Annotated in this window: 23 protein-coding genes; 1 reads left to right on the top strand and 22 read right to left on the bottom strand. The window is 34.2% G+C overall.

Annotated elements, in window-relative coordinates:
* Positions 1-57: 57 nt before the first annotated feature.
* From mnmC to CIGN_RS02935, 13 genes are all read right to left on the bottom strand, one after another.
* Positions 58-1,899: a bifunctional tRNA (5-methylaminomethyl-2-thiouridine)(34)-methyltransferase MnmC2/FAD-dependent 5-carboxymethylaminomethyl-2-thiouridine(34) oxidoreductase MnmC1 gene (gene mnmC, locus CIGN_RS02995; RefSeq protein WP_086302178.1), complete on the bottom strand. Its 1,842-nt coding sequence runs from the start codon at positions 1,897-1,899 to the stop codon at positions 58-60.
* Positions 1,896-3,425: an N-acetylmuramoyl-L-alanine amidase family protein gene (locus tag CIGN_RS02990; RefSeq protein ID WP_086302177.1), complete on the bottom strand. Its 1,530-nt coding sequence runs from the start codon at positions 3,423-3,425 to the stop codon at positions 1,896-1,898. The genes mnmC and CIGN_RS02990 overlap by 4 nt, the downstream gene beginning before the upstream one ends.
* The gene (locus CIGN_RS02985) at positions 3,409-4,521 is read right to left on the bottom strand and encodes a nitronate monooxygenase (protein WP_086232780.1); all 1,113 of its coding nucleotides are present in this window, start codon (positions 4,519-4,521) and stop codon (positions 3,409-3,411) included. Before CIGN_RS02985 ends, CIGN_RS02990 begins: the two co-directional genes overlap by 17 nt.
* Positions 4,521-5,723 (bottom strand): tyrosine--tRNA ligase, encoded by a 1,203-nt coding sequence (gene tyrS / locus CIGN_RS02980; protein WP_086302176.1) that lies wholly within the window; start codon positions 5,721-5,723, stop codon positions 4,521-4,523. The genes CIGN_RS02985 and tyrS overlap by 1 nt, the downstream gene beginning before the upstream one ends.
* 9 nt (positions 5,724-5,732) lie before the next feature.
* Positions 5,733-7,922, bottom strand: a complete 2,190-nt coding sequence (locus tag CIGN_RS02975; RefSeq protein ID WP_086302175.1) for a RelA/SpoT family protein — start codon at positions 7,920-7,922, stop codon at positions 5,733-5,735.
* On the bottom strand, positions 7,906-8,124 hold the full coding sequence (locus tag CIGN_RS02970) for a DNA-directed RNA polymerase subunit omega (protein ID WP_086226214.1): 219 nt from the start codon (positions 8,122-8,124) through the stop codon (positions 7,906-7,908). Before CIGN_RS02970 ends, CIGN_RS02975 begins: the two co-directional genes overlap by 17 nt.
* A gap of 12 nt (positions 8,125-8,136) precedes the next feature.
* Positions 8,137-8,856, bottom strand: coding sequence for a UMP kinase (gene pyrH, locus CIGN_RS02965; protein WP_086226215.1), 720 nt, complete (start codon positions 8,854-8,856; stop codon positions 8,137-8,139).
* Between the two features lie 77 nt (positions 8,857-8,933).
* Positions 8,934-10,124 (bottom strand): murein hydrolase activator EnvC family protein, encoded by a 1,191-nt coding sequence (locus CIGN_RS02960; protein ID WP_086302174.1) that lies wholly within the window; start codon positions 10,122-10,124, stop codon positions 8,934-8,936.
* Positions 10,125-10,934: an FtsX-like permease family protein gene (locus CIGN_RS02955; RefSeq protein ID WP_179186983.1), complete on the bottom strand. Its 810-nt coding sequence runs from the start codon at positions 10,932-10,934 to the stop codon at positions 10,125-10,127.
* Entirely contained in the window at positions 10,921-11,592 is a 672-nt protein-coding gene (locus CIGN_RS02950; RefSeq protein WP_086224745.1) for a cell division ATP-binding protein FtsE, read from the bottom strand. The genes CIGN_RS02955 and CIGN_RS02950 overlap by 14 nt, the downstream gene beginning before the upstream one ends.
* Positions 11,577-12,749 (bottom strand): tRNA (guanosine(46)-N7)-methyltransferase TrmB, encoded by a 1,173-nt coding sequence (gene trmB / locus CIGN_RS02945; RefSeq protein ID WP_086302173.1) that lies wholly within the window; start codon positions 12,747-12,749, stop codon positions 11,577-11,579. The genes CIGN_RS02950 and trmB overlap by 16 nt, the downstream gene beginning before the upstream one ends.
* A complete protein-coding gene (locus tag CIGN_RS02940) occupies positions 12,749-13,960 on the bottom strand; it encodes a fibronectin type III domain-containing protein (RefSeq protein WP_086234629.1) in 1,212 nt (403 codons plus the stop codon). The genes trmB and CIGN_RS02940 overlap by 1 nt, the downstream gene beginning before the upstream one ends.
* A complete protein-coding gene (locus tag CIGN_RS02935) occupies positions 13,896-14,870 on the bottom strand; it encodes an RluA family pseudouridine synthase (protein WP_086226218.1) in 975 nt (324 codons plus the stop codon). The genes CIGN_RS02940 and CIGN_RS02935 overlap by 65 nt, the downstream gene beginning before the upstream one ends.
* 53 nt (positions 14,871-14,923) lie before the next feature.
* Between CIGN_RS02935 and CIGN_RS02930 the strand changes: the two genes are divergently transcribed.
* Positions 14,924-16,030 (top strand): FtsW/RodA/SpoVE family cell cycle protein, encoded by a 1,107-nt coding sequence (locus tag CIGN_RS02930; RefSeq protein ID WP_086302172.1) that lies wholly within the window; start codon positions 14,924-14,926, stop codon positions 16,028-16,030.
* Here CIGN_RS02930 and CIGN_RS02925 read toward each other — a convergent pair.
* From CIGN_RS02925 to pheS, 9 genes are all read right to left on the bottom strand, one after another.
* The gene (locus tag CIGN_RS02925; RefSeq protein ID WP_086302171.1) at positions 16,027-16,581 is read right to left on the bottom strand and encodes an SCO family protein; all 555 of its coding nucleotides are present in this window, start codon (positions 16,579-16,581) and stop codon (positions 16,027-16,029) included. The genes CIGN_RS02930 and CIGN_RS02925 overlap by 4 nt on opposite strands.
* 81 nt (positions 16,582-16,662) lie before the next feature.
* A complete protein-coding gene (gene efp, locus CIGN_RS02920) occupies positions 16,663-17,232 on the bottom strand; it encodes an elongation factor P (RefSeq protein ID WP_086224751.1) in 570 nt (189 codons plus the stop codon).
* Between the two features lie 11 nt (positions 17,233-17,243).
* Entirely contained in the window at positions 17,244-18,827 is a 1,584-nt protein-coding gene (gene serA / locus CIGN_RS02915; protein WP_086224752.1) for a phosphoglycerate dehydrogenase, read from the bottom strand.
* Positions 18,824-19,309, bottom strand: coding sequence for a hypothetical protein (locus CIGN_RS02910; RefSeq protein ID WP_086224753.1), 486 nt, complete (start codon positions 19,307-19,309; stop codon positions 18,824-18,826). The genes serA and CIGN_RS02910 overlap by 4 nt, the downstream gene beginning before the upstream one ends.
* A gap of 7 nt (positions 19,310-19,316) precedes the next feature.
* Positions 19,317-20,987 carry a 30S ribosomal protein S1 gene (locus tag CIGN_RS02905; RefSeq protein ID WP_086302170.1) on the bottom strand — a complete coding sequence of 557 codons (1,671 nt, stop codon included), beginning with the start codon at positions 20,985-20,987 and terminating at the stop codon, positions 19,317-19,319.
* A gap of 79 nt (positions 20,988-21,066) precedes the next feature.
* The gene (locus CIGN_RS02900) at positions 21,067-21,924 is read right to left on the bottom strand and encodes a 4-hydroxy-3-methylbut-2-enyl diphosphate reductase (RefSeq protein WP_086240644.1); all 858 of its coding nucleotides are present in this window, start codon (positions 21,922-21,924) and stop codon (positions 21,067-21,069) included.
* Complete coding sequence (aroA, locus tag CIGN_RS02895) at positions 21,914-23,191, bottom strand: 3-phosphoshikimate 1-carboxyvinyltransferase (protein ID WP_086302169.1); 1,278 nt, start codon at positions 23,189-23,191, stop codon at positions 21,914-21,916. Before aroA ends, CIGN_RS02900 begins: the two co-directional genes overlap by 11 nt.
* Positions 23,188-25,542 (bottom strand): phenylalanine--tRNA ligase subunit beta, encoded by a 2,355-nt coding sequence (pheT, locus tag CIGN_RS02890; protein ID WP_086302168.1) that lies wholly within the window; start codon positions 25,540-25,542, stop codon positions 23,188-23,190. The genes aroA and pheT overlap by 4 nt, the downstream gene beginning before the upstream one ends.
* Positions 25,539-26,531 carry a phenylalanine--tRNA ligase subunit alpha gene (pheS, locus tag CIGN_RS02885; protein WP_086224758.1) on the bottom strand — a complete coding sequence of 331 codons (993 nt, stop codon included), beginning with the start codon at positions 26,529-26,531 and terminating at the stop codon, positions 25,539-25,541. Before pheS ends, pheT begins: the two co-directional genes overlap by 4 nt.
* Positions 26,532-26,552 lie beyond the last annotated feature (21 nt).

Genomic DNA, 26,552 nt, shown 5'->3' with positions numbered 1-26,552 from the left:
CCTTTTATAAGCTTTTGGTAATTTTAACTAAATTTATAATTGACTTAGCTTATTATTTTAGCTACTTGATTTTACTAAGCCTTTTTTTAGTTTTCTAATTAGAAATCTTGATGGATTTAGAGCATTGATTATGCTCTTTTTAACGCAAATTTGACGCCCCAAAACCATATCTAATAGCATATTAGCCCCCAAAATTCCAGTACTAAGCCCCCTTGATCCGTGAGCTGCTGATATCAAAATATTTGGATGGTATATCGGATTTTGGTGAGTTGATTTAGCCTTTGTCCATAAGAGTGAGCTATAAATTCGCATATACTCACTAGCATTATGAATACCGCCAATTATAGGAAATCTATCCCCGCTATAACCCCTAAATCCAACATTTGAGCCAATTATATCTATATTTTTACCATCTATAAACTCACTGACCAAAGCCAAATTTGACTCATCATCACTATCCCTAGGCAAGGCATACTCATCACCCCTAGCGTAACTAGCACCTATTAGCTGAATTTTATCAATCGCCTTTGTGATATATCCCCTAGCGCTAAGTGGTCTATTGAGATTTACAAACTCACTTGCTAGTGTAGTCTGCCCACGAACGCTGCTAAGTTGCATATATGGATCATTAAACTCACTTATAAAAAGCTCCCTAGCCCTATTTCCATTAGCAAAAATCACCAAATCCGCCTTAATCACATTTAGTCCATCAAAGCCAATCTCATAGCCACTACCAAGGCGTTTAAGCGATTTTACTTCGTGATTATAGAGCATATCAAGCTCTTTAGCTAGGCTTTGGCAGAGATTTTTAGGCATAATTTGCATGGCTAAGCTTATATTTGCCTTAGGATATTTATCGCTACTAATTGTAAAAAACTCGCTTTTGTGATTGAATTTACTAAGCATTTTATCATTTATCAAATACTCATCACATCCGCAAAAATCCACAAACTCACCACCAAATTGCTTATAAAATTGCCTAGAGAGCAAAAAACTACTCATATGCATATCACCCAAAATCACCCCAGGCTGAGTAATGAGTGGCACACACATACCGGCTAAATTTGAGCTAGCACCGGCGGCGGCTTGGTCTTTGCTCTCAGCTACGATCACTTCAAATCCAGCATTTTGAAGCATAGTCGCTATGGATAATCCAGCTATACCGGCACCAACTACCAAAACTCTATTAGGCTTTGTGATAGTTGGCGGCTCAAACCAAATTTGCTTTTTTATCCTAGATTTTGGCTCTATGCAAATAGCTTTTAACATCTCTCGCTTTTTATGATAGCCCTTTAATTTATATATCTCAAATCCATTTTGACTAAGCCTATCACGCACAACTCTAGCAGTGCTAAAACTCCTAATAATCGCATTTTTATTAGAATAAGCGGCTAAATTTGATATGAGCTCTTCGCTCCACATTTGCGGATTTTTGCTAGGGGCAAAACCATCTAAATACCATATATCAGCCCTAAAATCACACTCATCTAAAAACTCCAAAATATCACCAAAATATATATCAATAGTGATATTTGAGCTTAGATTAATTCTTAAAAGCGAATTTGGGATAATATAATAACTATCCAAAAACTCCCCATATATAGCACCATCAAGCCCAAGATCATTATAGATAGTATTTAACTCATCTTTAGTAAATGGATACTTTTCAACTGCGATATAGTGTAGGCTCTTTTTATTTAGAGTTTTAAACTTTTTAAGAGTACAATAGAGATTTAGCCCCGCACCAAATCCAGCCTCAGCCACCACAATTTCATCTTTATCTACCTCATCTAAGGCACTACTATAGGTATATTCACACTCTGTTAAAGGCTCATAAGTGTTAAAATATATATCATCAAATTTAGAGTTATAAAGTGTGTTATTTTGGTAATTTATCATTGATTTTTCGCAAAATAATCATCAATTCCATCTGCTATACCAAGAGCGATTTTATCTGTGTAGCTTTTGTTTGATAGTAGTTTATGATCATTTGTATGAGTTATATATCCAGCTTCTATCAAAACAGCAGGCATCTGCGCACCTACCAAAACCCAAAATGGCGCTTCCCTTACTCCACCATCTATTACTTTAAATTTAGATTTTACCGCTCCTAATAAATTAGCTTGCACATCTATTGCAAGCTTATTTGAAGCAATAATCTTTTCACGATTTAAGAAATTTAGATAGCTAATTTTAGTAAAATAATTCATCTCATCAGTATCAGCTTTATTTTCCAAATTCGCAGCTTGCATACTTCGCTCGCTTCTAGTAGGGCTTAGAAAATATGTCTCTATTCCTTGCATCTCTTTGGCTTTTTTAGCATTTGGGGCAGCATTTGCATGAATTGAAATAAAAATATCAGCTTTTTTCTCATTTGCTATGCTTGTTCGATCTCTTAAATTTATAAATTTATCATTACTTCTGGTAAAATATACCTTGTATCCTCGACTTTTTAGAATTTTGCCAGTCTCTAAAGCAATGCTAAGAACGATATTTTTCTCATATAATTTATTTTTTCCAACAGCACCTGCGTCTTTGCCACCATGCCCTGCATCTAATACGATTATCCTATTTTTATTTGCACCTCTTGCTTGTGCCTTTTGTGCTGTAGTTTTACTAATATTTTGTTGTGTATCATTTTTGATACTAGACTTAGCTGAAGTTGTTGTTAGACTTTGCTTTTGTTCATTAGTCTTTGTTTTTTGAATTGCTTGTTGGTTTGTTTTAGCGCTCTTAGTTTTAGTAGTTGCTTTTTGAGTACCATTTTTTATGCTAAAAATTATATTTTCACCATCAATAGTGTAATTAATCTCTTGCTTTGTATCATTTGTAAATACAATTCTAACGCTATTTTTATCAAATTGTGCTACCCTTATTTGATCTGAAATTTGGCTTTTTTTATTCTTATATGATGTAGTCAAAACCCCATCAAAATCAAAAATTTGACGATAGCTTTTATTTGTGTTGAGCTGAGATTTTTTGATTTTTATATTGCTGCTATTTTCATTTAGTCTAATAATAAATTCATCTTTAGAACTACTAGTAGATAGGATTTTATACTCTATTTTTTGAACTATCTTACTGGTTGTATTTTTAGCTAACTGAACTGGCTCTTTAGTTTCTACTATTTTTGGCTTTAATTTGCTAAATTTTGAACTAAGTAAATCTAACTCATTAGCATAAACACTATAATCAATCCCAAGGCTCTTACCACCACTTACTAATCTCTCAAGACATTCTAGCTTTAATTTATCATTATTATTTAAAATAGAACTAAGATAGACACCCTTTAATTCGTGGTAAATTTGGATTCTATCTTGCTTATTTGCCTTGGTAAATTTATTATCAAAATCATCAAAAACACCACCACCAAAAGCAAAAATAGCAAGAAAAAACGGCAATAAAAGCTTAACTATTTTCCCCATAAACCAACTTTTTAATAAGCTCTTTAACGCTAATTATCTCATTTAGCCTATATCCATTAGCACCACTGAAAAATAGCCCAGTTTCTTTATTGCCACTTACAGCATCATAGAGCCTATCAGCGATACAATACCCAACTTGCTTAGCCTCTTTGCCCCTTTGGCATGGAGCGACACAGTTGCTAATACACTGAATTTTAGGCCCAGCCTTTTTATCTACTAGATCAAGTAAATTTGTCTGAATCCCACGAGCCGGATATCCAACAGGGCTTTTGATAAGTCTAATATCCTCTTTTTTAGCCGCTAGTAAGACCTCTTTAAACCCATCAGAAGCATCACACTCATGAGTTCCTATAAATCTAGTTCCCATCTGTACGCCACTTGCTCCAAGACCAATAACTTTAGCTATATCATCATGATCCCATATCCCACCAGCTGCCACCACAGGGATAGGATTTCCGCCTATATCAGCCCATTTAGATGCCTCATCTACAACAGGCTGAATCAATTTCTCAAGCTGATAGTTTGGATCCAAGCACTGCTCATATGTAAATCCCTGATGTCCGCCACTAAGTGGCCCTTCTAGCACCACAGCATCTGGTAGTCTATTATATCTATCATACCATCTTTTACAAATTATCTTTAAAGCCTTAGCCGAGCTAATGATCGGCACCAAAGCCACATCGGCAAATCCCTTAGTAAGCTCAGGTAAATTCGTAGGAAGTCCAGCACCTGAAATTATGATATTAATGCCGTGTTCGCAAGCATCTTTGACTATTCTAGCATAATCATTACTAGCACACATAATATTAGCAGCTAGCGGTCTATCTCCACAAATTTTACGAGCATTATCGATGATAGCTTTAAATCCCTCTCTAGAGTAGAAATTCACACTATCATATGGTTTTGAGTTTAGCTCTTTAGTGATGTGGGCTCTATGCTCATAATATCCAGTACCAACAGAGCTGATAACACCTAAACCGCCATTTAAACTGACACTACCAGCTAATTTATTCCAGCTTATACCAAGCCCCATACCACCTTGGATAATAGGGTATTTGATCACATATTTTCCGATTTTTAAACTTTTTAATTCCATTATTTTACCTCTAATCTAGCATAAGCTTTTTTACCAACTTGCAATACATACTCACCCTTAGAAAGTCTAAGCTGCTCATCGCTAATTTTGGCCTGATTTACACTAACAGCATTTGCCTTAATGTGGCGACGAGCATCTGAATTTGACCCAACTAACTTACACAAACTAAGCGCTTCAACTATCCAAATATCATCAGCATTAATCTCAAATTTAGCCATATCACTTGGCAATTCACCCTTAGCATGAACTCTATTAAACTCATCTCTAGCAGCTTGAGCTTCTTCAATGCTATTAAATCTAGCAGCCAACTCTAAAGCCAAATTCTCCTTAGCGACCTTAGGATGCAAAGCTCCGCTTTTGACATCATTTTTAAGCTTCTCAATCTCATCACCACTTAAACTACTTAATAGCTCATACCAAACCCACATAAGCTCATCACTAATACTCAAAGTTTTAGCGAAGATATCCTTAGCAGATTCAGTAACACCGATATAGTTACCAAGGCTTTTACTCATTTTATTGACACCATCAAGACCAACTAGAAGTGGCATCATGATGATAGCTTGTTCTTTTCCTATATTATATGTGCGACCAAGAGTCCTACCCATTAAAAGATTAAATTTCTGATCCGTTCCACCCATCTCTATATCGCACTTCATCGCAACGCTATCATAACCTTGTAAAAGCGGATACAAAAACTCACTTATAGCTATAGGAGTTTCAGCCTTATATCGCTTAGTAAAGTCATCACGCTCAAGCATTCTAGCTACATTAAATGTACTTGCAAGAGCTATTAATCCATCAGCACCAAGGCTATTTAGCCAAGCAGAATTAAACATTACTTCAGTTTTACTTTCGTCTAAAATTTTAAAGACCTGCTCTTTATAGGTTTTGGCATTTTGAGCTATGATATCATCACTCAAAATCTTTCTAGTAACGCTTTTACCAGTTGGATCACCGATTTTAGCAGTGAAATCACCTATCAAAAACTGCACGATACCGCCATGATCTTGAAGTAATCTCATCTTATTTAACACCACTGTATGACCTAAGTGAAGATCAGGGGCAGTCGGATCAAATCCCGCTTTGATATAAAAATTTTTACCATTTTCATAGTAATCTTTAATCAATTTTTCAATTCTCTCATAATCAATTATCTCAGCGGTTCCACGCTTGATCTCACTCATAATTTTAGCTATCATACATCTTCCTTAATTTTTATATGCGTCACTTAGAGAGCTAAATTCAGCTATCTTATAGCGATCCTTTAACCTATCTCTAATCACAGAACTATCTAGATTATCGCTAAGTTCTATCACAACATCGAAATAATCAGCCGCTATCAAATCATCGCTCTCGCTAAGCGTGATAGTGACTAAATCAACATTGAGTTTAGCTAAATATGTTAAGAATTCAGCCAAACTTCCTCTTTTGTTTTCGATACTTAAAATAACCTTATATCTATGCGGAGCATTTCTAGTCCATTTGACAAAGATCATCTCCTCTTTATCACTCATTAATTTTGCGGCTCTCTCACATAGTTTGTGATGGACTGTAACATTGCTATTATTTCTAAATCCTATGATATCATCGCCCCGTTTTGGGTTACAACAATAGTCAAAATCCACGCTCTTAATAGTGAAATTTGAATATACAACTATATTGTCAAATTTCTGCTTTTTAACCTCGTGTTTATCGCTAAATTTAAGCGAAAATAGCTTATCTTTTTTAGAGTGAGTATCTAAAATTTGGACTACCTCTTGTAGATAGACAGAGTCTGTGGCTATTTTTGAGATTTTTTTGCTTAATCCCTCTTCTTCTAACCACTCCAAAATTTTAGCTTCATTGACATTAAATATAGACGATAAAATATCAATCGATACTTGATAGTTTATATCACGCAACTTTTGGCGACAAAAACTTCTAATAGTCGCCCTAGCCTTCCCAGTCTTAACACTATCAAGCCAACTACAACGATATTTGGCCTCATCTCCTGTGATAATACGGACTATATCTCCATTTTTTAACTCAGTTAATAAAGGAACCTTTATCCTATTTATATAAGCTTCTTTAGCGTGTAGGCCAACTTCGGAGTGAATTTCATACGCATAATCCAAAGCCGTAGCACCCCTAGGAAGTGTGAAAATCCCACCTTTTGGAGAATAGACAGCGATATCTTCTACATATAAGCTATCCTTAGCATACTCATATAGATCCTCAATGCTCTTATCATCGCTCTCTTGAGCTTTAATATCACTTAGCCAATCAATCTTAGGTGATACCAAGCCGCCGCTTTTATACTTCCAATGAGCCGCCACCCCATACTCTGCGGTTTTATGCATGTCAAATGAGCGAATTTGAGCTTCTATAATAGTTTTATCATCAAAGATCGTTGTATGGATAGTTTGATATCCATTTTGCTTTGGCAAGGCGATATAATCTTTAAATCTTGATATTAATGGGTTAAAATTCATATGTATAATCCCAAGTGCCAAATAGCAATCTTTTGGATTATGTACCAAAATTCGGATTGCTAAAAGATCTAAAACCTCTTCTAGGCTAATGCCTTTTCTTTGCATTTTTAAATATATTGAATAGTAGTGTTTGATTCTCTTTTGCATAACAAAGCTATCTTCAGAAAAGCCATTTGCCAAAAGCTTTTCGCTAACCTTTTGGCTAAATGAATTTATCTTTAATTGAAGTTGTTGCTTATGCTCATTTATATATGACTCTATCCCAGCATACTCTTTAGGCATAACATATTTAAAACTCAAATCCTCTAATATATTCTTAATAGATGATATACCGAGTCTATGAGCAATTGGCGCATACACTACCAAGGTCTCTTCTGAAATTCGCTTTTGCTTCTCTGGTCTTAATACATCCAAAGTTAGCATATTGTGTAATCTATCACAAAGCTTGATAATTAAAACCCTAACATCTTCTATAGATACCAAAAGCATCTTTCTAAATGTCAAGGCCGAAGCTGCCAACTTCTCATTAGAACTAGAGCTTATAAGCTCATTTTCTCTAATAGCTACAATCTTTGTAAGCCCACGCACTAATACCGCTACCTCTTCGCCAAATTCAAATTGTAGCTCCTCTTCAGTGCATTCTGTATCTTCTACTACATCATGGAGCAAAGCAGCAATAAGCATACTCTCATCGCCACCCATGTGCGCTACAAATGAACAAACCAAAATCGGATGAATAGAGTATGGCTCACCACTCTTTCTAAACTGCCCATCATGTAATCTAATACAATAATCAACAGCCTTTAAAAGCATCCCCGTTGGCTTAGCTACAGAGTATAAAACATCCTTTGCCGACTCTATGCTTTTAGCACAGACAACTTCATCTATAAGCTGCTCTAAGAGCTGCTCGCTATCTATTTGATTCAATTATTCCCTCTAAAGATACTTTACCTTGAGCTATCTCTAAAAGTGCTATATCTGTATATTTCATCTTTTGAGCATTTACATCTACTAAAATTTGTGCGCCATTTGCTATAGCTTCAGCCCTTTTAGCCACCAAAAGCGCTAATTTATATCTATCATCACCCACAGCTTCTAAAGCCTTAGCAGCTATCTCTTCTATTCTCATTATCTTCCCTTCTTATAAATTTTTGACTATTGAGCAGTTAGTATAATCACCATTTGCGATTTTTAATAAATTTCCATCTTCAAACATATTACAAACTACAATCGGAAGAGCATTATCCTTAGCTAGAGCAATAGCGGTATCATCCATAACTTTTATATTATCTTCCATAGCTCTTTCATAGCTTAGCTCATTTAATAGCTTTGCATCGTTAAATTTCATAGGATCTTTATCATAGACGCCATTTACCTTTGTAGCTTTGATAATCATATCAGCATTTATCTCAATAGCCCTTAAAGTAGCAGCCGTATCAGTAGTAAAAAATGGATTTCCAGTCCCAGCAGCAAATATCACAACTCTTTTTTTCTCTAAATGTCTTTGGGCTCTACCTGTGATAAATGTCTCACATATAGCCTCCATCTTAATAGCACTTTGGACTCTTACATCAAGTCCTGAATGTTCCAACGCCTCACGCATAGCAATAGCATTGATAACAGTAGCTAGCATCCCCATATGATCGCCACTTGTCCTTTTGATAATGCCGCCTTGTGCTGCGCTTACACCACGGATTATATTGCCACCGCCAATTACAATGCCTACTTCAATATCGCTATTTACCAAAGACTTAATCTCACCAGCAATATACTTTAAAATATGAGAATCAATCCCAAATCCATTACCGCCAGCAAGTGCTTCACCAGAAAATTTAACTAAAATTCGCTTATTTTTACTCATTACCATCTCCATAAAATTTGGCAATTATATCCAAAACAAATTAAAAAACGCATTAATCAATATTAAATTCAAGTCAATCAATTCATAGCGATCAATTCAAGTGGATTTATATGATAGTTTTTTTGCGTAACCTCAAAGGTCAAATCTTGTTTCACTCGCCCTATAACATAGCCTTTTTTCACCTTTTGGCCTACTTTGATAGTAGGAGCAATCTTATCTAAATGAGCGTAAATTGTGTGAATTCCATTGCCATTTTCTACTATTACCACCTTATCTAATACAGGTGTTTCTTTGGCAAATACAATTGTCCCAGCTAAAACATTTTTCACTCTAGCATCTGTAGTGGCTGAGCGAAGTACGACAGATTCATTAAAAATTTTAATATTATAAACAGGATCTACATAATCGCCAAATTTTTGCTTTACGCTAAATTTATCCAAAGGAGCAATAGTTTTAGAGCCACTATATCGCTTTACATTACCTGCTTGATAGCTTGTACCTATCACTCTTACATCATCGTTTTTAGCTGTAGTTTGGGTTTGCTGCTTTGGTTGTTTTTTTGGTTTTATAGCTAAAATTTGTAAGCTCTCAAGCGTTTTTCGCATCTCATCTTGCTGTTTTTTGATATCGGCTAACTTTTTAGAATATATACTCTTATCTTGGTTTAAAATCTCTAAATTTTTCTTTTGCTTAGTTTGGAGCGATTTTAAAGCTTTTTGCTTTTGGCGAAATTCTTTTAAATCAAATTTAATCGATTCAATCTTTTTTGATTGTGATTTTATCAAATTTGTAGTCTCTTCATAATCTTGAGCTAATTTTTTAAATTCACTATTCATTACACTATTTAAATTTTTTAAAATCTCAGTTGCTATTATGCTATCTTGACTCTCACTATAATCATTTGGCGCTACTAAATCGTAGGCAAAATCTTCACTTATAATTTTGACTAGCCTAAGCTCCATATCTTTTTGACTACGAATTAGCTCACCATTTTGGCTAGTAAGCTTATCTAGTTCAAGATTAGCACTATGAGCACTATCTTCTAATTCCTCAACTTGCTTAGCTAGCTCTTCAATCTGCTTAGCAGTATTTTGCACAGCTTTATTGCCAGCAATTATATCATTAGCTAACTCTTCAAGTTTTTTATTTATCTGACTTTCAAGCTTTTTGGCTGAATCAATACTATTTTTTTGATCTTTAATTTTATCAGATACATTTACACTAAAAAGTGAAGAAAAAATCAAGCCAATAAACAAAAATCTAATCATTTACGAACGCCTTGAAAATAGCATAACAAGACTAACTGCGATAATAGATATACTAATAGAAGCACTAAATAAAATCAAAGCATCACTAAAAAGATTTAAATTTGGCTGTTCAAATCCAATAGAAAAAATTGCGCTTTGAAAACTAGGAAGTGCTGGAAAAATCGCATAAAATACCACGACAAGCGTAGTAGCAATAATACTATCAACCACAGCAAGCTTATAAAGCATAGCAGATTTTAGCCAATACGGCGCCCCAAAAAGAGTCATAATCTCAACACGCCTACGGTGCTCATAAAGCCAAATTCTCATCTGTTTAAACACCAAAACAAGTCCTAAAAGTCCAACCATAAACGCAAAACACTCAGCTACATTTTTAGATAAAACTAGCATATTATAGACTTGGTCGTGCGTTTTAGAAAATGTCTCGACTCGCTTTATACCTTGAATTTTGCTCAAATTTTCTTTAATATCTTCCATTGTCTCTTTTGATGGAAATTTAGTCAGTTTGAGTGAGTAGAATTTTGGTAAAATACTAATTAGTACAGATATATTCTTAGATGATATATCATTTTTAAGGCGATTTAAAACACTTTTTGGATCAAGACTAGTAAGAGAAGCAAAAGTAGGAATAAGCGAAATTAATGACTCTTGGTTTAGATTGTTTTCTGAGACAATTATAATATTATAATCATTTGCCATTTTTATTTCATAATCACTCACAAATTTGCCCAGCATTAGGCTAAATTCAATCGCAAAAAGCAAAATTAAAAGTGGAAAAATAACGCTAATATGGCTCTTAAATGATCTCATTTACCTCTCCATTTGATAGCTCAAAGTGACGATAATGCATTCTTAAACCTGCTGGAATCTTATGCGTTACGACCACTACGCAAGTACCAAGCGCTTCTCTTGCTGAACGAAGCAACATCCATATTACTTCGCTTGAGTAATCATCTAAACTTCCAGTTGGCTCATCACATAATAGCAACTGAGGATTATGAGCCAAAGCTCTAGCCATAGCAACCCTTTGCTGCTCTCCACCACTTAATTCAAGCGGAAATCTATCAGATTTATGCAGTAAATTTACATGATTTAAAAGCTTTGCGGCTTGCTTTTTGCACACACTTTGATTATAACCTTTAATAATTAGTGGAAGCATTACATTTTTTTCTACATTCCATTCATTTATTAGGCGAAAATCTTGGAAAATTATTCCAACTCTTTGACGAAGAAGTGCTAAACTAGAATGATTAATACCTTTAAGTTCATTTAAGCAGACATTTAAACTTCCATCACTAATAGCCATATCGCCATACATAGAGCGAATTAAAGTAGATTTACCACTGCCGCTTTTGCCAGTAATAAAGACAAAATCGTTGACATTGATGCTAAAATTTGCCTTATTTATAACTCTAAAACTCTTATCATACTCTAAAATCAGATCTCTAGCTTCTACAATGTGGCGCATTTTAGCATATCCTCTAAATTATTATGAGCCTTAATATTTTCTGGTGTTAGTAACGGTTTTTTAAATAAATAGATAGTATTTTGTCTAGAAATTAATAAATATCTATGCTCTGGTCTATAAAAAGACCCAAACGCTACTCTAACTAATGCATCACCATTGTCTAAAATATAAATTCGCTCTAAATGAAGAAAATGATCACTATATTTTATAGTTTTATTAGCAAAATTTGATTTTATATATTCTAATTCTAATCCACTAAACTCAAATTTAAAATCCAAATCTAACTCATCACTACTACCATAAAAAGCGCAAATTACATCATAAATATCCTTATTTTGTCTAATCCACCTATCTTCATACTTGCTTGAAATCTCTAAAAATCTGTTTTTAAATATCTGTATATTGGCATTTTTAAGATCCATAAAGCAACCAATTGTAAAATCTGTATAATCCCTATCATCGCTTCTTAGCTCAAATGTTCCACCATCTTTTAAAGTACGCTGACACTCCAAGGCAAATTGCGGACTAACTACTCGACGCATTTTGCTCTTACCCCACGGTACTGGAAAGTGCAAAAATAGCCTATCTATACTATTTGATTTAAGCAAGCTCATCACCAATCTAGCATCTAAATTTAATAAAACGATATTTTTTAGCCTATTTATTCCAGCTAAATTTTCTACTTGCAAACATGCTGGCTTATAGACTTCTATACCGATTATAAGCGCTTCTGGATTTTCTTTTGCTTGATAAAGCAAGTGCCTACCACTACCAAAGCCAATCTCTACGAAAATCCTCTTATACTCACAGTCTTCAAGTCTATTTAGCAATTCATCGCTATTTATTATATATTTGCTCTCTAAATTTTTAGGCTTCTTAACTGCTGTAGCTTGGCTTATTACATCGCTAGCAAATAGCTGCTTATAAGCCTCCAGCGCCATTTGCACAGCTTCAAGCTTAGCTGGTCTAGTAAGCTTATCGCACTTTATTACATAGCTATTGCCTCTATCTTTTACTACTAGGCAAAACTCGCACCCAAGTGCTTTAGTATATATTAATTTCTCATCATTACTTTTAGCTTCCCAGATAAATTCAACTTCATTAAATTTAACCGGAAGTTCTACATTTTTTAAATTTTTTGCTACAATATTTGGCATTATTTAGTTATCACCACTGCTTTTTGACTATATTTAGACTCTAAGCCATATTCATCAACGGCTTGAATCTTATATGTATATTCTACACCTTTTTGAACCTGAGTATCGCTATAACTTAACCCATCGATATCATAAATGATATCCTCACCATTGCTACTTGTTTTTGTGATTTTATATTTAAGCGCCCTTGAGTCACTACTTTGATTCCAACTAAGCTCTACTAATGAACCATTAAATCTAGCATAACTAAATACCGGTTCTTTAGGTGCTGGCAAGGTTGAGCCTACTACTGAAGCATTTTGACGAGGGCTTTCTAGACCATCTCTATCTACTACTGTAACTTTATAATGATAATTTACCCCATTATCATTGATTAAGTCCTCATATTCTGTTGCTGTCGTTGTTGCAACCTTAGTCATTGGAAAGATATCATTTGTTGCTCTATAAATAGCATAATGGTCAAAATCATCATTTGAATTTGGCTCCCAAGTTAGGATAATTTTTTTAGGCAAATTCACACTAGCGCTTAAATTTATAACCATATTTGGCAATGCTTTTGTCTGTGCATCTACTACCTTGCTTGGTGCTGATATTATGCCGTTATAAGTTTTAACTGAAATTCTATATCTATAATTCTGTCCCGGCTCAACATCATTATCTATATATTCGACATTTAATCTACCATTTATACGAGCAACTTCGTGCCAGTTGTTGCTTGATAAAGCACTTTTTTCTAATATATATGAAACCACTCGCAAATCTGGATGAGGGCGCCATAAAACTTTTATCTTATTTGGCAAACCATAAAGTGCTTGGATAAATGATACAGACTCGATTAACGGCATAGTAGTAACGCTAATCCTTTCTCCTTCAGCTGATATATTACCTTGATTATCATATGTTCTAAGCTCGTAAATATACTCAGTTGATGGAGCTAGATTACTATCTACATAGTGAGTAATAAATTTATCTTCAAGCTTGGCAATTGCATTTAGCTGATTATTTGCATTTGGATTTGAGCGATATAGGTAAAATCCACTAATATTGCTTTGAGCCATAAGTGGCCACTCAAATGCAATTTCAGTCATATCGCTAATAGTCTTTAATCCACTCATTGTAGGCAAATCTGGATTTATCTGCGTTGTCTTAGTCGTAACGCATCCACTGAGCAATACCCCCAAAGATATCACACAAGACGCTAATATTCTCATCTACTATCTCCTTATTAAATTCCTTACTAATTAGTTCATAAAACTCACTAGGCAAAGGGGCTTTAAATTCCATAATTTGATTACTTTTAGGGTGAATCAATCTCAAAATATAAGCGTGTAAAAAAATTCTTCTTATTTTATCACTATTGCTCTTAAAACCATATAAATCATCACCTAAAATGTGCCTATTAATGCTAGCTAGATGAACACGAATCTGATGTGTACGTCCAGTAAAAAGTTTTGCTGAAATTAAATTTACTCTACGATTTTGACTTGAAATGATATTAGCAAAGGCTGATTTTGCCGGCTTTCCACTGCTTACTACTGCGTTTTTTAGGCGATTTTGAGGATGTCTGCTAATTGGTCTGTCTATAACGCAATTTTCCTTAAGTGGTAAATCACAAAGTGCTAAATAAATTCTTCCCATATCTTTACTACTTAGCTGTTGACTTAGTGCTGTATGTGCTTGATTATTTTTTGCTACAACCATTACCCCGCTAGTACCTTTATCTAGCCTATGTACTATTCCAGCTCTCTCTGTTCCACCTAAACTTGAAAGTGTATAACCCTTTTGCTTTAACCACTCAACAAGAGTGGCCTCTTTTACACTTGGTGCTGGATGAACAGTAACACCAATTGGTTTATTGATGACTAAAATATCGCTATCTTCATATAAAATTTCTACATCAAACTCAGCTTTAAATTCACTTTGAATTGGAGTAATTTGCGGTTTTATAAGAGATATTTTATCGCCTAAATTTAGAGCAAAACCAGCTTTTGTAACTATTTTACCATTTACACTTACGCTACCGTTTTTAATGAGACTAACTACTTGATTTCGTGAGACTTGAAGCTTGGCAGCTAATTCTTGGTCAAGCCTTAAAGTCTGCGATGATATAAATTCAGTCAATCTTAACCCTTTTTTAGCTAGAATTTTACCCAATTTTTGCTTAGGTTTGAATTTTGATACTACTAGATAAGAGAATTTTAACACATTTTGATTATGTTCAGCCAGCACTTATACTTCCGATTATATTTCTCTCATATAGCCTAATAAACGAAGCTAGCGATATGCTCTCAGCCAAGATGATAGCCTATTTTATAATTGGCTTTGGGACGTTTATGCTATTTTTTTTATTACCGATTCGTAAGCTTGAATGGTTGATTCCTAGTATATATTGGATTAATATAATTTTGCTTTTGAGCGTCGAATTTGTCGGTGTTAGCAAGCTTGGAGCACAAAGGTGGATCGAGATACCATTTATAAATTTCACCATCCAACCTAGCGAGATTATGAAGCCTGCTTTTGTCTTGATGCTAGCCTATATCATCAAAAAAACTCCCCCCGATGAAAATGGATATAACTTTAAACAATTTTTAAAAATTAGCTTTTATATCCTTCTACCATTTTTTTTAATCTTAAAAGAGCCAGATCTAGGCACGGCACTTATGCTATTAATTACTGGCTATGGTGTGTTGTTTATAGTAGGTGTTAATCGCAAAATTTGGATTAGTATTGCTTTGCTAATTGGAATTTGCTCACCTATTTTGTACGAAAATTTACACGATTATCAAAAGCAAAGAATAGCTGACTTTATAAGCGAAAAGCCAAGCTATCAAGTCAGACAAAGTATTATCGCAATCGGTAATGGCGGTATAACTGGTAAAAGTATTGATGAAGCTACACAAACTAAATTTAAATTCCTACCAATCGCCACTAGCGATTTTATCTTTGCTTATACGGTTGAGAGATATGGATTTATTGGTGGTGCAGGACTAATTATGCTATATGGATTTTTAATTATGCATCTTTTAAGCTTAAATTACAAACTTAAAGATGAGTATTTTATCAAAGCTGCAGTAAGTGCTGTAGCACTTTTAATCTTTATTTATGTTAGTGTAAATATCTTTATGACAATAGGTTTTGCGCCAGTAGTTGGAATCCCTCTGCCTTTTTATAGTTATGGTGGAAGTAGTTTTATTACTTTTATGTGTCTATTTGGGATTTTACAAAATCTATTGACCTTTAGATTTGACAAGACCAATAGATTTGTTAAGATTAATTTTTAATCTTTAGTTAGCTCTAAAATCTCTTTTTTAATCTCATCTTTTGTTAAATTTGAGATCTCTTTATAAAATTTTCCATTTCTTTTAAATAGATAAACTGAAGAGCTATGAGCTACACTATAATCCATCGCTGAATTTTGTAAATTTACAATTGCGTATTTAGCGTTGTAGTTTTTTACAACTTTTTTTAACTCATCGTCTTTCATTTTTAAGCATACTGAATTTGAGTAAAAATATTTAGCAAATTCATCACACTCTTTTTCTTTATCTCTTTGTAAATCAAGCGTAACAAATAGTATTTTAATATCATTATTAAGCTTCATTTCATCAATCACAGATGACAAAATAGTAAGAGTCGATGGGCAGATATCAGGACAAAATGTATATCCAAAATATAATATTTTATACTCATCTTTAAAGCTTGTTATATTGACATTTCCAAGTGTGCTATTAGCATCAAAATCATATTTGGCTATCTTAAGCCTATTATCAACCAAATTATAAGCACCAAAAGCTAAAATAATCAATAAAATAGCATAAATTAATCTTTTCATAAATCACCCCAAAATCAAGCAAAGATTATGTAATAATTAGAATAAACTCCTTGTAAGATAAATTTACAAGGAGAAGAGTGGCTATTTATTTGCTCTTTCGATATACTCGCCACGGACAGTATCGACACGGATAACTTCACCCTCAAGCACATGAAATGGTATCTGTACCACAGCACCACTCTCTAGGGTTGCTGGTTTTTTATTACTACCTTGAGTATCACCTTTGAAATTTGGTTGAGTTTCAACTATTTTTAACTCCACCACTTGTGGTACTTCTACGCCAATTGCTTTGCCATTATGGAATAGAATTTGAACCATCATACCATCTATCATCCACTTTTTAGCTTCACCAACATCATCATCAGCGATAGCCACTTGCTCATATGATTCAACATCCATAAATTGAGAATATTCACCATCATCATATAGATATTGCATCTCTTTTTCTACTAGATTTGGAGCTTCGCATTTATCACCAGCGTGGAAGGTTTTTTCTAATACTTTACCATCAAGAAATGATTTAATCTTTACACGAACAAATGCCGCACCCTTACCTGGTTTGACATGTTGATACTCAACAATCTTATAAGGCTTACCATCAATTTCAATTTTTAAGCCCTTTTTTAAATCGCCCATAGAGTATGTAGCCATATTTTCTCCTTTTAAATTAATACTGCGTATCTAGCCCAAACACACGCATCAAGTGCATTTAACTGGTCTAAAATATCTTTTTTGATATCTTCATCAACTAATATAACAGCCAAAGCAAAACCATCATTATCCCTGCCCAATCTAAAATCAGCAATATTAATCTTAGATTTAGCTAAAATTCCGCTAATATCACTTATAACGCCTGGTATATCACGATTTTTAAATACTATCATTCTGCCTTTTGGTTTAAAATCTGTTTTAAATCCATTTACGCTTACAATTCTCTGCTCTGTCTCACTAAAGACCGTTCCGCCAACACTTACAGAGTCTTCATCTGTGATTAGTTTGATTGTTAATTTGCTTTTATACCCGCTTGCTGGAACTATAGTCGTAGATACTTCAATACCTTTTTCAGCTGCTTTTAATGTGGCATTTTCATAATTTATAGTATCACCTAAAACATCTTTTAAAGCACCCGCTATGGCAAATGATAACATCGGTTCAGCATAGTCAGATACTTCACCTTCAAGCTCTAACCTAATAGCTTTAATCTGTTTTTTACCGCTAAGCTGAGAAGCAAAATACGCCATCTTAGGTAAAAGCTCTGTATAAGGCGCTACAAATGGCGGTAAATCCTCTACTTTCACAGGTAAATTCAGAGCATTTGGATAGCAAATACCTCTTGCAGCACTAATAGCTTGTTCAGCGGCATCTATGGCGATATTTTTTTGTGATTCATAAGTATTAGCGCCTAGGTGTGGAGTAGCGCTTACATTATTTAAATCTAGCAATGGATGATCATTTCCTGGCTCTTTGACAAATACATCTATACCAGCATAAGCGATCTTACCGCTTTTTAAATTCTTATAAAGCGCATCTTCATTATATAAGCCACCACGAGCGCAGTTAATAAGTCTAACGCCATCTTTCATTTTAGCAATTTGCTCTTCATCTACCATATTTGTAGTCTCTTTATTTTTTGGTGTATGAATTGTAATAAAATCACAACCTAAAATATCATCAAAATTAGTAGTATATGTAGCTCCCATATCAGTAGCTTTGCTAGGATCAATATATGGATCATAAGCTATAACTTTCATACCAAAAGCAAGACTTCTATATGCTACTCTAGAGCCAATATTACCAAAACCGATAACTCCTAAGGTTTTGCCATAAAGCTCATTTCCGTACCATTTTTCACGTTTCCAAACACGATCTTGTTGTAAATCATTTACAGAATTGATATAATTTCTAGCACTATTTAATAGGTGACACATAGTCATTTCAACAGCTGCAATTGTATTTGCAGTTGGCACATTCATAACTATAATGCCCTTTTTTGAAAAGCCATCTATATCAACATTATCAACACCAACACCAGCACGAACTAGGGCTTTTAGCTTAGTAGCTGCATTTATAAATTTCTCGCCACAATCAGTTGAACTACGAGTAATTGCCACATCAGCTTCACCTAAAATCTCTAAAAGTTTATCTTTTGGCATATCTACAGCATCGATAACTTTTATATCATTTTGAGCATTTAAGATCTCAAATCCAACTGGATGAATAGCATCGCATACTATAACTGTTTTCATAGGTTAATTTCCTTTAAAGTTGTATGAATATTATATTTTTTGAGTTCATTAGCTACACTTAAGGCTATATCTTTATTATCTGTATCTATATAAATGGTAGCTTGATCGCCATCTTTTACAATTGTAAAATTTATATTAAAATCTTTAATAACTCTATTTATACAAAACATAGAATAAAAATCACATCTATCGATAATTAACATATAGTATCTTGAAATATATTTTTCAAATTTACTCTTCTCGCCTATCTCGATTATCATCAAATTTGTAGGTAGTACGGAGTCTTTTTTTTCAAACTCCGCAATCTTCTCAAGCCAATTATCTGATTTTTGATAGTTGTATTCTAAATCTACACCACTATTACTAGTATGAATAGATGGTGAGGATAACCCTGAATTTAAATAAGCAAACAAAGATATAAACCCACCAAAAACTACTACAAATATAACAGCTAAAATTAGATAAAGGCTGTTTTTTTTCATAGCTTAATTATGCTAGTTGCTCTTTAATGATATCGCCAAGCGTCATTTTATCATCATTATTGATTTCATTTAAAACTTCACGCTCTTTTTGTTTAGCTAATCTTTTCACGCTTAGGCGAATTCTATTTTTTTTCTCATCGATAAAAGCAATAGCAGCCTCGATTCTATCCCCAATTTTTAAAGAATCAATATTAAGTGAGCCAATATCTTCTTTACGAATTAAAGCATCTACATTATCATCTAAGCTTACAAATAGACCAAAATCTTTAATATCTCTTATAGTGCCATTTACGATATCTCCTATAGAGTGAGATTTAGCATATTCCATAGCTGGGCTAGCCTTTAAATCTTTTTGGCTTAGAGAGATTTTTTGCTCTTTTGGATCGATTTTAATGATTTTTACCTCTACCTCGTCACCGGCTTTAAAGATATCTTTACATTTATCATTTCTATCCCAAGATGAGTCTTCATTGTGTAATAAACCTTCCAATCCACCAACTCTTACAAATGCACCAAAGTTTGTAAGTGTAGTTATCACACCTTTTACAATATCGCCTTCTTTAAATTTAGCACTAAATTCATCAAATGGTTTTGGAAGTAGGTTTTTTAGGCTCACTCTTAGACGGCGACTAGTTGGATTGATCTCAATAACTTCTACATCTAATTCTTCATTTTCTTTTATAAATTCTTTTGGATTTTTGATATTTTTATCCCAAGAAATTTCGCTAATATGTAAAAATCCCTCAATATCATTACCCAAATCAACAAAAGCACCATAAGGCTCGATATTGCTTACAGTTACTTTAATAGTATCGCCAACTTCTAGGCCATCTTTAATTTCATCCCACGGATCTGGAGTAGCGGCTTTAATAGATAGAGATAGATGTTTTTTCTCATTATCATATTTAATGATTTTCACATCTACTTTATCGCCCTCTTTATATATAGTATTTGGATTTACTGGTCCTTTATAGCTAATTTCACTATAATGAACTAGTCCATCTATACCGCCTACATCAACAAACATACCATATGTAGTGATTTTTTTGATAGTTCCTTCGATTACATCAGTATTTTCTAAAATTGCAGACACTATCTCTTTACGTTTTTTTCTATCTTCGTCAACTAGTTTTTTACGTGATACAATGATACTTTGATCGTCTTTATCGATTTTAATAACTTTAACTTTAAAGCTTTTGTTCATAGCTTGATTTGGATCTTTAAATCCACTTTGTGATCTAGGCATGAAGAACTCGATACCATCATCATTAACAGCGACAAATCCACCCTTATTTTTTGAGATGATTTTTACATCAAATATATTTTCAGCCTCTTCATTAAAATTATCTATGAAAGCTTTTACCTTCTCTTTTCTAAGAGCTTTTTTATGAGATACGCTAGGTCTGCCATTTCTAGAGCCTGTTACTGCTACCTTGATAACATCACCGATTTTATGTACTAGATTTCCGTTTTCATCGGTAATCTCAGATATATGCATTACGCCTTCAGATTTTTTGTGTACATCTACATACACTTCGTCATCTTTTATATTTACGATGACACCATCACACACAGTAGCTTCTTCACTCTTTAAAGACTCTTCAAACATAGTAGCAAAATCTTCTTCTAGGTCGATTTTGTCAATGTCATTATGAACGAATTTATTCGCCTCAGCCATCTTGATCCTTTTATCTATAGATTTCTTTGCTTTACAGCATTTAAAATTAAATTTTACCTTTTTTTAGCTTTATATTATATTAACTATTGCAAATTTTATCGATATTTTCAAGCTCTTTTATAACATTTTGAATAACCCACTCAGGCGTACTAGCTCCAGCACTTACTCCGCATATCTTTTTATTTTTAAACCATTCTGAATTTAGCTCATTTTGGCTCTCTATTAGATAGCTATCTTTACATAAATTTTTAGATATTAGATATAGTTGCTTGGTATTTGATGAGTTTTTACCACCTACGATTACCATTACATCGGCTTTGGAGGCTAGCTCTCTTACGGCTTCTTGATTTTCTAATGTTGCGTTGCATATAGTATTAAAGACTCTAACCTCTTTTACCCTTTGCATTAGATAGGTAACAATTGAGATAAATTCTTCAATTTTTTTGGTTGTTTGAGAGATGACGGCTACTTTTTGTGGTAGTTTTGTATTTTTTAGCTCATCGATTGATAAGACTACATGGACAGGTTTGCTTGAGTAGCTCATAACACCTCTAACCTCAGGATGGTTAATATCCCCAAAAATCACTATTTCATAGCCTTCATTACTCATCTTTTCAACGATATTTTGAGGTTTAGTGACAAAAGGACAGGTCGCATCTACTATCTCAATTCCTGTAGTTTTGAGCTTTTCTAAATCCCCTTTTGTGATGCCATGAGTGCGGATAATTGCTCTTTTTTCATCGGTTAATTCGCTTATATTTTTTAAGGTTTTAACCCTGAAATTATCCTTTAATCTATTAATCTCTAAGCTATTATGGATAAGCTCACCGATTGTAGCAGATGTGGATTCTTGTGATCCAGCTGAATTTTCAGCAATCTTAATCGCCCTTTTAACACCAAAGCAAAATCCATAATTTTTAGCAAGTTCAATCTTCAACTCTAGCCCCCAGCATTCGTAAGAAATGGCTAAATTTAGGAAAAGATGTAGCGATAAATTCGCTCTTTGATATATCCATACCACATTTTAGCCCAAGCACCGCAAAACTCATAGCGATCCTATGATCTCCGTGGCTATCGACTAATGCCCTATTTGGCTTAGTACCGACAACCCAAAATCCATCTTCATACTCTCCGGCCTCTATCCCGCAAGCTTTTAGGGCGTTGATAGTTACGCTAATTCTATCGCACTCTTTTACTCTAAGCTCAGCTGCATTTCTAAGCTCACTTTTGCCCTTAGCACAAGCAAAAGCAATAGCAAGAGCTGGGGCTTCATCGATGAGCCATGAGATATTTTTATCCACGATAATAGCATTTAACTCATCACCGATAATCTCGATATCACCGATATCTTCATACTGGGAACTAGTAGGAGTATAGTTGATTTTTGCTCCCATTTTTTCTAACACTTTATAAGCTTCAATTCTAGTTTTATTAAGTAAGATATTTTTAAATTTCACCCTAGCACCAGGCGTTATAGCTGCCGCTACAGCATAAAAAAAGCACGAGCTAGGGTCATTTGGCACACTCATTATAAGTGGTTTTAGCTTTTTTGAATTTAGCGGTTGGACTATGATTTTACCATTTTTATAGCTGATATCAGCGCCCATTCCTTTTAGCATTCTTTCACTATGATCTCGGCTCAATTCTGGTTCGCTAAATTCGCAACCCTTCGCACAAAGTCCAGCTAAGATTAAGGCGCTTTTAACCTGCGCTGAAGATATCTTAGAATCGTAGCTAAAATAGTCTAAGCTTCTACCTCTAATAGCGATCGGTGCTTTATTAGCACTATCTCTACCATCGATAGTAGCACCAACTTTCATAAGTGGTTCAGCGATTCGCCTCATTGGGCGTTCATTTAGATACTCATCGCCACTTAATACATAAAATCCATCACAACCAGCTAAAAGCCCCATATATATTCTCATCGCAGTTCCAGAGTTGCCGCACTCTAAAACTGATTTAGCTGAGCTAATTTTGGTTGGTGGAGCGATATAGTATTTATTATCAATTTTTTCGATTTTGGCACCAAGTTTTTTAGCAATTTCTAATGAATTTAAAGTATCTTCAGCCTCAAGATAATCGCTAATTACACTCACCCCATCACTCAAAAGCGAAAATATCGCACACCTATGGCTAATGGATTTATCTGTTGATACTAGGTCAAACTCTACATCAAATTTTGATTTTAAAGGCTCTACTCTCATCTTAATCCAATACCCAAATTCTCTTTTAATGCTCTTAAAATACTATCCATAATAGCTACAATCTCTTCATCTTCAAGGGTTTTGCTATCATCTTGAAATGTAAATTTAATACTCAAACTCACGCTATTGCCTAAGCTCTCATCACTATAGATATCAACTGGTAAAAACTCTTTTAAGCTCTTAATTTCTAGCTTCTCAATTGTCTCTTTAATGCGGATATAAGGCATATCTTTTGGCATTATGATGCTTAAATCTCTACTTAAGCTTTGGAATTTAGAGTATGGATTTGCTAGTTTTTTCACAGGTTTTAAATTATCAAAATCTATCTCACAAACATAGGTTTTAAATAGATCTCTGCTTTGTTCTATTGTAGCATTTACTCTACCAATATAGCCGATATAATCACCATTTTGATAGACTTTTGCTTGTTCAAATTCGCTTAGGAATTCAATATCATTTGATTTTCTTAGCTCAATTTTACCTAAAATATTTTGGATTAAATTAACAAAATATATAAAATCAATCGTCGCTGGTTTAGCCCCATTTAGAAGTGTTGGCTCGCCTATAAGTCCGCTAAAAACAAAGCCAAATTTAGCTCTTTGAATCCCATCTTTGCTAATAACATCACCAAATTCAAACAATTTAACCGATCTTTTTGAGTTTTTGATATTAAAGCTAGCTGCATTTAGCAAGTGATTTATTAATGTAGGCTTTAACGCACTTAACTCGCTATTTATAGGATTTAATAGCACTTCAGACGAACACGCCACACCCAACTCTTTAAGCTCAATTGGATTATCAAATAGATAATGCACACTCTCAAAAAATCCTAAATTTGCTGCTTTTTGTCTAATATTATGTGAAAGCTTATATCGCTCATAAGACTCATTTGTGCGATTTTTTTCACTATATTCTAAGGCTTTTGATGGGATATTATCAATCCCGATTATTCTTACAATCTCTTCGCAAATATCATGCGAATTTACAATATCATGACGCCATAGCGGAACTTTACGCCATAGCGGAACTTTAGCATAAATTTGTTCATTATCAGATGTTGCGCTAATCTCAAAGCCAAGCTTTTTAAGAATTCTAGCAATATCTGTGCTACTAATTGTCATTCCAATCATTGCGCTAATCTCAGATGAGCCAAAACCAATAGCAATTGGCTCTCTACTAAGCTGGACTTGCTGAGTACCAGAATATGGTGTGATATTATTATTTTTTGTAAAAATATTAAATAAAATATTCATCGCATAATTTAAATTTGGTTCAGAACCACGAGTTGAACGATAAGCAAACTCATCTTTTTTAATATCTTTATCGTTGCCTAAAATCTCTGAGATTAAATTTGGCTCTATATAACTAGCCTCTATAATAGCTATTTTACTATTTTCATCCACTCTTGCATCGTCATTTTGACTAATTCCTGCAATGCTTAAAAGTCTATCTCCGCAGTGAATTCCATATGCGCCATTTTCAAGCTTTTTTATAGTTAAAGCTATCTTTTCATCACTACTACTAGCTAACTTACCATGGTCATAAGCCCTAAATATAACTCCCGTATAATGAGTTAGGCACTCTAAAAGTCGCTCTAAATTCGTAGTCTTTTGCGATCCTATTAATGCGGCTCTTAATGCTAATTTTAAGCTTTCTTTAAAGCCTTCACCTATCTCAATAGCCCTATAAGCAAAAGCACCATTAATCAAAGCTTCACAATGTACGCTAACTAAACGCCCAATTCCAAGCTGTCTATCATCTTCATTTATTGCTTTTTCATCTCGTAAAATAAGATCAAGAGCGCATGAAAGATCTCTAGCTATACCATAAATACTTAAGCAATCTCCACGATTTGGCGTTAGTTCAATCTCTATAATATCATCATCAAAGATATCGAATTCATTCAAAGCCTTGCCTAAGACTAACTCTCCAATGCTATCATCTAAGATCATGATTCCATCATTGATCTTAGGTAGGCCTAATTCAGTTGATGAGCATAGCATTCCGCTACTTTGGACGCCTCGTAATTTCGCCTCTTTTATCTCTAATCCATTTGGCATCACAGCGCCTACTAAAGCCACAGCAACATATATATCGGCCTTAGCATTTTTCGCACCGCAAACTATCTGTAAAACTCTATCTCCTACATCAACTTCACAGACATGTAGATGGTCGCTATTTTCATGCTTTAGACAGCTTTTTACATAGCCAACAACTATATTATCTGGAATTTTAATATTAGTAACACTATCTACTTCTAATCCGATTGAATTTAGCTTAGCACAGATCTGCTCGGTGCTAAAATTTGAAAGATCTATAATCTCATTTAACCACTTTTTGCTTATTATCATTTAAACTGCTCCAATAGTCTAATATCCCCTTCAAATAAGCTTCTAAGATCAGGAATTCTATGAAGCAACATCGCAAAACGCTCCACTCCAAGCCCAAAAGCATATCCGCTCACATTTTTATACCCTACAGCCTCAAATACATTTGGATCTACAACGCCACTACCAAGGACTTCTAGCCAACCTGTTTGCTTACAGACTCTACATCCGCACCCGCTACAAAAAATACAGCTAATATCCACTTCTGTGCTAGGCTCAGTAAATGGGAAAAAGCTAGGGCGAAATCTAACCTTAACATCACCAAACATATATCTCAAAAAATCTTCTAAAATATATTTTAAATTCGCAAAGCTAACCTTAGTGCCATCTTCAACGACTAAGCCCTCTACTTGATGAAACATCGGAGTGTGAGTAAGGTCTAAATCCCTACGAAAGACTGACCCCGGCGCAATCATACGGATCGGTGGCTTTTGATTTAGCATGGTGCGGACTTGGACTGGGCTAGTGTGAGTTCTAAGAAGTCTAAAATCTTTTAGATAAAATGTATCTTGCATATCTCTTGCTGGGTGGTATTTGGGTAAGTTTAAAGCCTCAAAATTATGAAAATCATCTTCTATTAATGGACCAGTCTCGATACTAAAATTTTGTGCTACAAAATACTCAATTATTCTATCCATAGTCTCCATAACAGGGTGCAAGGCACCAGTAGATAAAGGCTCATTAAATAGCGATATATCGATAGCTTCACTCTTCATCTTAGATTTAATATATTCACTTTCTAGGCTAAGTTTTTTCTCATTTAGCTTAGCTGTTAGAGTGTCTCTTTTGATATTTAAGCTTTGGGCATAAGCCTTTTTATTTTCAGGCTCAACATCTTTTAATCTATTAAATTCAGCCGTAATGCTACCCTTTTTACCAAATAGCTCAAGCCGAATTTGCTCCAATTCATCTAAATTTAGAGCAGAGTCGATCTTGTTAATAATATCTTGCAAACCATATTCCTTAACTAAATT

Source organism: Campylobacter devanensis (assembly GCF_002139915.1).
Classification (GTDB): domain Bacteria; phylum Campylobacterota; class Campylobacteria; order Campylobacterales; family Campylobacteraceae; genus Campylobacter; species Campylobacter devanensis.
This window is presented reverse-complemented; position numbering and strand designations above follow the sequence as displayed.

What these genes read in the sequence shown, in the direction of transcription:
- CIGN_RS02990 (WP_086302177.1), bottom strand. Translation starts at nt 3,425, where the DNA reads ATGGGGAAAATAGTTAAGCTTTTATTGCCGTTTTTTCTTGCTATTTTT.
- CIGN_RS02940 (WP_086234629.1), bottom strand. Translation starts at nt 13,960, where the DNA reads ATGAGAATATTAGCGTCTTGTGTGATATCTTTGGGGGTATTGCTCAGT.
- CIGN_RS02960 (WP_086302174.1), bottom strand. Translation starts at nt 10,124, where the DNA reads ATGATTAGATTTTTGTTTATTGGCTTGATTTTTTCTTCACTTTTTAGT.
- mnmC (WP_086302178.1), bottom strand. Translation starts at nt 1,899, where the DNA reads ATGATAAATTACCAAAATAACACACTTTATAACTCTAAATTTGATGAT.
- tyrS (WP_086302176.1), bottom strand. Translation starts at nt 5,723, where the DNA reads ATGATAGCTAAAATTATGAGTGAGATCAAGCGTGGAACCGCTGAGATA.
- CIGN_RS02950 (WP_086224745.1), bottom strand. Translation starts at nt 11,592, where the DNA reads ATGCGCCACATTGTAGAAGCTAGAGATCTGATTTTAGAGTATGATAAG.
- CIGN_RS02985 (WP_086232780.1), bottom strand. Translation starts at nt 4,521, where the DNA reads ATGGAATTAAAAAGTTTAAAAATCGGAAAATATGTGATCAAATACCCT.
- CIGN_RS02955 (WP_179186983.1), bottom strand. Translation starts at nt 10,934, where the DNA reads ATGAGATCATTTAAGAGCCATATTAGCGTTATTTTTCCACTTTTAATT.
- pheT (WP_086302168.1), bottom strand. Translation starts at nt 25,542, where the DNA reads ATGATAATAAGCAAAAAGTGGTTAAATGAGATTATAGATCTTTCAAAT.
- CIGN_RS02905 (WP_086302170.1), bottom strand. Translation starts at nt 20,987, where the DNA reads ATGGCTGAGGCGAATAAATTCGTTCATAATGACATTGACAAAATCGAC.
- efp (WP_086224751.1), bottom strand. Translation starts at nt 17,232, where the DNA reads ATGGCTACATACTCTATGGGCGATTTAAAAAAGGGCTTAAAAATTGAA.
- serA (WP_086224752.1), bottom strand. Translation starts at nt 18,827, where the DNA reads ATGAAAACAGTTATAGTATGCGATGCTATTCATCCAGTTGGATTTGAG.
- CIGN_RS02925 (WP_086302171.1), bottom strand. Translation starts at nt 16,581, where the DNA reads ATGAAAAGATTAATTTATGCTATTTTATTGATTATTTTAGCTTTTGGT.
- trmB (WP_086302173.1), bottom strand. Translation starts at nt 12,749, where the DNA reads ATGCCAAATATTGTAGCAAAAAATTTAAAAAATGTAGAACTTCCGGTT.
- CIGN_RS02910 (WP_086224753.1), bottom strand. Translation starts at nt 19,309, where the DNA reads ATGAAAAAAAACAGCCTTTATCTAATTTTAGCTGTTATATTTGTAGTA.
- aroA (WP_086302169.1), bottom strand. Translation starts at nt 23,191, where the DNA reads ATGAGAGTAGAGCCTTTAAAATCAAAATTTGATGTAGAGTTTGACCTA.
- CIGN_RS02970 (WP_086226214.1), bottom strand. Translation starts at nt 8,124, where the DNA reads ATGAGAATAGAAGAGATAGCTGCTAAGGCTTTAGAAGCTGTGGGTGAT.
- pyrH (WP_086226215.1), bottom strand. Translation starts at nt 8,856, where the DNA reads ATGAGTAAAAATAAGCGAATTTTAGTTAAATTTTCTGGTGAAGCACTT.